We start from the raw sequence: 7,257 nt of genomic DNA, 5'->3' as shown, positions 1-7,257 counted from the left end.
TCCCATGTCGAACACAGAAGTTAAGCTTCTTAGCGCCGATAGTAGTTGGTGGGAAACTACCTGCGAGGATAGGACGTTGCCACGCAAAGCAAAAAGGTTGAACCGAAAGGTTTGACCTTTTTTTGTATTCATTTATTTAATAAGCACATCTGTATGATACCCAAAGGTACGGAAAGGCTGACATATAGAATAATCGGTGTTTTTGTGAGTATGACTTGTCATAGAATGTTATAAAATAGCCGTTTTTTAGGGGGATAGGTTCGATCAAGGGTTCAAATTTGATTTGTATCATACCCAAAAGTACGGACGGCCGAGCCGATTTGATCCTAGTAGTCGACAATCGAAACTGACTAGTTTAGAATATAAAACAGATTCCAAGGAGGTAGCGGGATGATTGAATGCACACAGTGCCATATTAAATATGGTTCTAAATTACGCCAGTGTCCTGGTTGTGGACATCAACGTGATTTAATCACAGACACGCCTAAAAATAAAATAACACGTTCAGCTTATTATCAATATATAAAAAGCAGTTGGCAACACCCCTTTAAAACGAATTGGCAGTGGGCTAGCGGGCGATTCGGGTGGATTACGATTGGAACCCTATTACTAATCAATATGGCGACTATCAGCCTATTAGTGGCAGATTGGGCACAACAGACTGAAGCAATTGCCGGTATTTCAACGTCGTACATTGTTTTACGGCAGCCAACCGCTTTATTACCACTCAACTTACGTTTTTGGCTTTACCAATTAGTCGTCGTTGCGGGCTTGTTAGGGATTGGCTATTTATTAAAACGATTTGGTGGCCGACAGAAGACGACCATTAACCGCTATGTCGCGGAAGTTGCAACCTATAGCGGCATTAGTTTGCCGGTAGCGTTGATCGCGTTAATCATCGCGTGGTTTGCCGGGTTAAACGCACTGATTTTAATCGGGGTCTTGTGGTTCATCAATTACCTGATTTTAAACATGGCAATCATCGCGAGCTTATTGCGCACCCGTACGCGGATTGATGCGTTTTATCTCGTGATTATTGATCAGTTGTGTGTGCATCTAGCCATCGTTTTGGTAATCGGTCAGTTTGTTTTAAAGCTCATTAATCAATTCCTTTAAAAATAATAAGGCGTTATTTAGGCCACTTTTGTGAAAGAGGACTAAAATAGAACTTGTAATATAAAAAAGGGAGGCCTTTAAAATGGCAGTAGACGTAGAAAAGACATTAGTTTTAGATATGAAAATGTCTGAGGTATTTGATTGGAGTGACGACAAGACAATCGTAAGAGATGCTTTGTGGGATCACTATATGGAATCAAATGGCCGCAATACTGACCAGACGGCAGCAATTATGAAACCATACTTAGATATGAGCGACGCTGACGTTCGTGCGAAAGCAGAAGCTGAATTAAAATAATAGAGATTAATCAAAAAGAGCCCGCTGATAATCAGCGAGCTCTTTTTATAAGCATTAAACGTTATAGATATAATCACGGGTCATTGGTAAATCACGGGCACTAGCGCCTTTTGAAACGAGGAATTGAATGACATCAATGTTCCCAGATTCAAAAGAAGCGGCACAAGCCTGTAAGTAGAGATCCCACATACGGACGAACTCAAGACTGGTCTGTGCTTGGATTTCAGTGCGGTGTGCATTAAAATTCGCATCCCAGATTTCAAGTGTCTTTTGGTAATGGCGTCGTAAAGGTTCCATATCAGCGATTTGGAGACCGGCGTTGATCATGTGTTGCGTATTCTCAACTAAACCGGGGACGTAACCACCGGGGAAGATGTACTTATTGATCCAGGCGTTTTTAGCGCCACCTTGTTGGCGGGTAATGCCGTGGATTAAAGCGACACCGTCGTCAGTTAGGTAATCAGCGACGTCTTGGAAATATTCGCCGAGATTTTCTTGGCCGACGTGTTCGAACATCCCAACACTGGTAATGTAATCGAATGGGGCGTGTTTTAATTCACGATAATCGATCAATTGGACTTCAGCGACATCGCTAAGGCCTTCATCAACAATGCGTTTAGCGATAAAATCGTATTGTTCTTGGCTCAACGTAATACCAACGACTCTTAGATGGTATTCCTTAGCCGCCGTTAACATCAGCGTGCCCCAACCGCAACCGATATCTAAAAATGTCCGACCGGGTTGTGGATTGAGTTTACGCAAAATATGGTGAACCTTATTCAGTTGCGCAGTTTCCAAACTATCATTCTTATTTTCAAAATAGGCACATGAATAAGTCATGCTTTGATCGAGCCATAGTTGGTAGAAATCATTGCCTAAATCATAATGACTTTGGATATCTTTCTTGCTGGCTTTTTCTGAATGGGATTGTTTAGGTAAGAAGTGAATATAGTTGCGATTACGCATAAAGCTGTCAGCGCTATTGTAAGCCGCTGTCATCAATTCTTGTAAAGGTGCAGCATTCTTCCCAGTAACCTCCAGTTCACCAGCCATATAGGCCTCACCGAGTGCGAGTGAAGCGTTGCTTGATAATTGTTTGATGGGAATTGCTTTTTTAAAAGTAATTGCTATTTCAGGCTCCCCAGAACCATATGTTTCAGTTGTACCGTCCCAATAGTTAACGATAATTGGGAAAGTAAAGGAGTGTTGTAGTAGTTTCTTATAAAAAGTTTTTTCTAACATGCCGAAAATCCTTTCTAGTTTAAAAATTTAAAATACCAAACAAGTATACGACTATTTAATAAATAATGTAAGTAAAAGTCGTTAGGTACCGTAGCTTTAAATACTCAAAACCACAAAAGTGTTGTAGAATAGATGGATTGAGTATGTAATTGGGCATAGGAGGAAAGTGTGTGACTTTATATCAAAAATTTATCGCGAATCAACAGTTGCGAAAAACCACCGTCTTATTAATTCTGATCGGGTTAATCTACGTGGCGCGACCAATGATGAATATTATTTTATTAACCTTTATCTTTACGTTTTTAGTGACGCAATTAGTGCGTAAAATTCAAACTTATATCAAAATACCATCGGCAGCGGTGGTCGTACCGCTCTACATCTTAATTATTTTTTTAGTTTACTTGGCCGTCACGATTTATGTGCCCCAAATTGCGAAACAAACGATTAAACTGGGTGAGAGTGTCTATAAGTTCTACCAAAGTCCGTCGTTTGATGCGAATAAGTTCATGCAAATCATCAGTGATTACATGAAACAATTCAATTTAACCGAACAGTTGAAAAATGGTGTGACGACGATTGTCAATTACATCACCGGCATTGGGACGATGGGTGTGACGATTGTCCTATCATTCATCTTAAGTTTCTTCTACACGATTGAATTGAACCAACTGAGTCAATTCGGTCAACTCTTTTTGAAGAGTACTTACGGTTGGTTCTTCCAAGATATTTATTATTTCGCTAAAAAATTCGTCAACACGTTTGGCGTTGTAATTGAAGCGCAACTCTTCATTGCGGTGGTCAATACGGTTCTGACAACAATCACGTTAACCATTATGAAAATGCCGAATGTGCCAAGTTTGGCGATTATGATCTTCTTATTGTCGATGATTCCGGTCGCCGGTGTGATTATTTCGTGTGTACCGCTGTGTATCATCGCCTTTTCAGTCGGTGGGATTCAATTTGTCGCGTATATCTTAATGATGATTGTCGCGATTCACACGTTGGAAACTTACGTCTTGAATCCACGGTTTATGTCGAGTAAGACTCAATTACCAATCTTCTTCACGTTTGTGATCTTGTTTGCGGCTGAACGGTTCTTAGGGACGTGGGGCTTAATCGTCGGAATTCCAATATTTACGTTCTTCTTAGATATTCTAGGGGTTAAAACGATTGGCAAGCAAAACCAACCGACTGACATTAAAGTTGAATAGTAACAATTAAAAATCGGTTAAACGCTGCTTATGCTTGCGTTTAACCGATTTTTTTGGGTGCTGATTGGCGATGGCTATCCGCGACGGTGGTTGCCAGTTGATTCAAGTCGATGTGTAGTTCGGTCGCCACGATAAAGAGTGTTTTTAATGCTGGAGCGGCGCCTTTTTCCCAGCGATAAATCATCGAGCTGCTGACTTTAATCTGATAGTTTGCGGTTAAATGGTCGGCGAGTTGTTGCATCGTTAAGTTTAGCGCAAGCCGTTTGTCGTGTAATAATTGGCCAAACATTAAATTCACCTTCTTCTAGAATTAAAAATAATTAGATAACATTAATTATATGACAAAATACGTCAAAAAGTTATCATTTTCCTATAAAAAGTCGAATTGACAAGTTTATGGAGATGACGTAACATTCCTAATGTGGAACAAAATGCATTAGTATTCTTCTGGGGGTGCCAACTTTGGCAGAGAAGTTATTTGTTTTATCAGGTTATTTGAAGAGTCATGATTTAAAACAACAAGTCGTCGCCGATGTGCTAGGGAAGACGTTAACGACAGCTAATCGGAAGATTCGTGGTAAGATTCCGTTTACGGTGAAAGAAATTCAGTCGTTACATGATGAACTTGATATTCCAATCTCAGTTTTTTTTGATAAATAAGCAAAAAGGTCAATTCGCAATTCGGATTGGCCTTTTGTGTTGTATAATGATTATCCAATCTAAATTGAAATGAGGTCGTTAAGATGCCCCAAATTTATTTTTTATGTACTGGTAATTCCTGTCGGAGCCAGATGGCGGAAGGGTTTGGTAAAACCTTACTAGGGCCTGATTGGCAAGTGGCGAGTGCCGGAATTGAAACGCACGGTTTAAACCCGATTGCTGTTCAAGTAATGGCCGAAAAAGACATCGATATTTCAACTCAGCAATCGCAGTTAATCGACAATGATTATTTACAAAGTTGTGATTTAGTCGTGACGTTATGCGGCGATGCGCGGGATAAGTGTCCGATGACGCCCCCTCATATTCAACGGATTCATTGGCCGTTGCCGGATCCAGCCGCTTTTGACGGGGATGATGAGGCTAAATTAAACCAATTTAGAAGTGTGCGCGATCAAATTGAAACAGCAATCAGTCATTTAAGCAAACAAAAAGACGGCCAATAAGGTCGCCTTTTTGTTTGCTAACGTGCTTTTGAGTGATAGCAACTCAAAAGCACTTATTTATTTTTCAATAATTCTAATTTACCGTTAACGATCATTTCGCAGAGGTCGGGGTAACTAATCCCAACAACTTCGGCTTCTTGCGGAATTAATGATAAGGGGGTCATACCAGGTAACGTGTTACCTTCGATGACGAACAACCCATTTTCAGGACTCCAGAAGAAATCAATCCGTGCGTAATTTGTGAGGCCAAGTGCTTGCATCGCATCTAGCGCCATTTGTTTCATCGCATCGTGGACATCATCCGGTAAATCGTTCGGTGGTGTGATGAATTGTGTTGTGTTACCTGTCACGAATTTATGTTCAAAGTCGTACCAACCGTCGTTAACGACGATTTCGATGGCGGGTAATGGTTGGCCATTAATGACGCCCAATGAGAATTCGCGACCTTTAATGAATTCTTCAATTAAAGCAGTCGTGTCAAAACGGAGTGCATCTTCAACGGCTGGTTTTAATTCGCCTTCATTGTGGACGATGTGGGTGCCGACACTTGACCCACCGTTACTAGGTTTAACGACAACGGGGTATTCAAATGGGACCGCTGGAATCGCTTGGTTCCGGTAAGCGGCTACGAAACGGGCCGTTGGAATTTGATTATAAAGTAAAATTTCTTTTGAAACTTTTTTGTCCATTGTGACACCAGCGGCTAATGTATCGCTACCGGTATAAGGAATACCAAAGAGATTGAGGACCGCTTGAACCTTACCATCTTCACCATCGCCACCATGCAATGCGAGAAAAACGATATCAGCAGTTTTACAAATTTCTAAGACATTGGGGCCGAACAATTGCGTCGTGCCATCCGTGCGTAACTTGTTGATGTCGTCGTCCGTTAAGACGGCATCGCTGATGTCATAGTCCTTTTCGATGGGATCTGATGAATACAAATCGTCGATTGAATCAACGGCTTGCAAATCGTCACCTAAGAAAAGATCGACAAAAGCAACATCGTGGCCTTTCGTTTGTAATGCGTGCGTAATTTTATGGCCTGACGTTAGTGAAACGTTGCGTTCAGTACTGCGACCGCCCGCTAAAACAACAATTTTCATATGAGTCTACCTCCGAATATTTTTGGAACCTTAAGTATAGCATACATGCGATTAGTGGGGTATCAAAATGAGTTGGATGGGCACAAAAAAACGCAAAATTAGCACTCTTACGCCAAGAGTGCTAATTTCTTGAATTTTCAGAAATACGCCTTATAATAGACTTGTAATCAAATAAAGAAAGGAAGTTTTAGAGATGGCAAACGAATTAATGGATCGTCGTCAAGATTGGCTAGATAGTTTAGTTGGGGATGACTTTTTCAAGAACTTTGGTAAACAATTCTTTGCAATGTCGCCTGAAACTGACAACATGATGCAGACCGACGTCAAAGAAACAGATCAAGCTTACCAATTGACTGTTGATTTACCGGGGTTAGAGAAGAAAGATATTCATATCGATTATCAAAATGAGACGTTGAAGATTAGTGCGAAACGGGATAGTTTTGATGATCATAGTGATGCGGATGGCAATGTCGTCCAAAGTGAACGGCATTACGGCCGTTTCAGTCGGCAGTTCTATTTACCAGCAGTTGATCGCACCAAGATTAGTGCGAAATACGACAATGGTGTTTTAAACTTAGAATTGCCAAAGCAAGCTGAACAAGCAACCGCGGCTAATCGAATTGAAATTCAATAGTTAATTAAATAAAAGACGAGTTTATGCCAGTAATTTGGCATAAACCCGTCTTTTTTTTAATGCTGATCGTCAGTATCTTGAGCGCGAAACATTTGGTTGTACCGTTCTTCATCTTCTTGATTATCACGGACGACTTTGGATAACGTAAATGATGACGAAATGAGTCCAACAGCGCCCATTAAATAATAACCTTTGACCATTAGCGGTTCTTTTAGGGTGTAAAGCCCGATTAAAATTAGACAAGCGAAAAATAAAAATGATCCCCAAGCTAATAAAACAAAAGCGGGTGTATTACGATAGGCCTTCTTCTTAATGTTATTCATAAAATCCTCCAAATTAAAGTTAATACCACTCAGTAAATTAGCAAAGCAACTCATTACTGTCAATCGACATTAAATGATGTATAAGGTCTTTGACAACAACGATTAACGGTTGATAAGGGTGTGATTTTCCCGGGAAATATTGTATAGTTAATGTGATTAAGATA

Annotated in this window: 10 protein-coding genes; 6 read left to right on the top strand and 4 right to left on the bottom strand. The window is 40.4% G+C overall.

Annotated elements, in window-relative coordinates; genetic code table 11:
- Positions 1-390: 390 nt before the first annotated feature.
- Together LFUMFP_RS09510 and LFUMFP_RS09505 are read left to right on the top strand one after the other, a co-directional pair.
- The gene (locus LFUMFP_RS09510) at positions 391-1,116 is read left to right on the top strand and encodes a hypothetical protein (RefSeq protein WP_106483554.1); all 726 of its coding nucleotides are present in this window, start codon (positions 391-393) and stop codon (positions 1,114-1,116) included.
- A gap of 82 nt (positions 1,117-1,198) precedes the next feature.
- A complete protein-coding gene (locus LFUMFP_RS09505; RefSeq protein WP_025083715.1) occupies positions 1,199-1,414 on the top strand; it encodes a P8 family protein in 216 nt (71 codons plus the stop codon).
- A 54-nt stretch (positions 1,415-1,468) separates the two neighbouring features.
- Here LFUMFP_RS09505 and LFUMFP_RS09500 read toward each other — a convergent pair whose 3' ends face one another.
- The gene (locus tag LFUMFP_RS09500) at positions 1,469-2,656 is read right to left on the bottom strand and encodes an SAM-dependent methyltransferase (RefSeq protein ID WP_106483553.1); all 1,188 of its coding nucleotides are present in this window, start codon (positions 2,654-2,656) and stop codon (positions 1,469-1,471) included.
- A 170-nt stretch (positions 2,657-2,826) separates the two neighbouring features.
- On the opposite strand from LFUMFP_RS09500, the gene LFUMFP_RS09495 reads away from it, so the two are divergent.
- The gene (locus LFUMFP_RS09495) at positions 2,827-3,867 is read left to right on the top strand and encodes an AI-2E family transporter (protein WP_025083717.1); all 1,041 of its coding nucleotides are present in this window, start codon (positions 2,827-2,829) and stop codon (positions 3,865-3,867) included.
- Positions 3,868-3,907: 40 nt separating this feature from the next.
- Here the strand turns inward: LFUMFP_RS09495 and LFUMFP_RS09490 are convergent, their stop codons facing one another.
- The gene (locus LFUMFP_RS09490) at positions 3,908-4,156 is read right to left on the bottom strand and encodes a helix-turn-helix domain-containing protein (RefSeq protein WP_025083718.1); all 249 of its coding nucleotides are present in this window, start codon (positions 4,154-4,156) and stop codon (positions 3,908-3,910) included.
- A 173-nt stretch (positions 4,157-4,329) separates the two neighbouring features.
- Between LFUMFP_RS09490 and LFUMFP_RS09485 the strand changes: the two genes are divergently transcribed.
- Positions 4,330-4,527, top strand: coding sequence for a helix-turn-helix domain-containing protein (locus LFUMFP_RS09485; RefSeq protein ID WP_025083719.1), 198 nt, complete (start codon positions 4,330-4,332; stop codon positions 4,525-4,527).
- An 83-nt stretch (positions 4,528-4,610) separates the two neighbouring features.
- Positions 4,611-5,030: an arsenate reductase (thioredoxin) gene (gene arsC / locus LFUMFP_RS09480; protein WP_106483552.1), complete on the top strand. Its 420-nt coding sequence runs from the start codon at positions 4,611-4,613 to the stop codon at positions 5,028-5,030.
- A gap of 53 nt (positions 5,031-5,083) precedes the next feature.
- Here the strand turns inward: arsC and LFUMFP_RS09475 are convergent, their stop codons facing one another.
- The gene (locus tag LFUMFP_RS09475; RefSeq protein ID WP_106483551.1) at positions 5,084-6,136 is read right to left on the bottom strand and encodes a D-alanine--D-alanine ligase family protein; all 1,053 of its coding nucleotides are present in this window, start codon (positions 6,134-6,136) and stop codon (positions 5,084-5,086) included.
- 193 nt (positions 6,137-6,329) lie between these two features.
- Between LFUMFP_RS09475 and LFUMFP_RS09470 the strand changes: the two genes are divergently transcribed.
- Entirely contained in the window at positions 6,330-6,770 is a 441-nt protein-coding gene (locus LFUMFP_RS09470; RefSeq protein ID WP_106483550.1) for an Hsp20/alpha crystallin family protein, read from the top strand.
- 56 nt (positions 6,771-6,826) lie between these two features.
- Here the strand turns inward: LFUMFP_RS09470 and LFUMFP_RS09465 are convergent, their stop codons facing one another.
- Entirely contained in the window at positions 6,827-7,093 is a 267-nt protein-coding gene (locus LFUMFP_RS09465) for a YiaA/YiaB family inner membrane protein (RefSeq protein ID WP_106483549.1), read from the bottom strand.
- Positions 7,094-7,257 lie beyond the last annotated feature (164 nt).

The organism is Latilactobacillus fuchuensis (assembly GCF_900258455.1).
Lineage (GTDB): Bacteria > Bacillota > Bacilli > Lactobacillales > Lactobacillaceae > Latilactobacillus > Latilactobacillus fuchuensis.
Note: the sequence above shows the minus strand (reverse complement) of the source record. Positions and strands in the feature narration are given on the sequence as shown.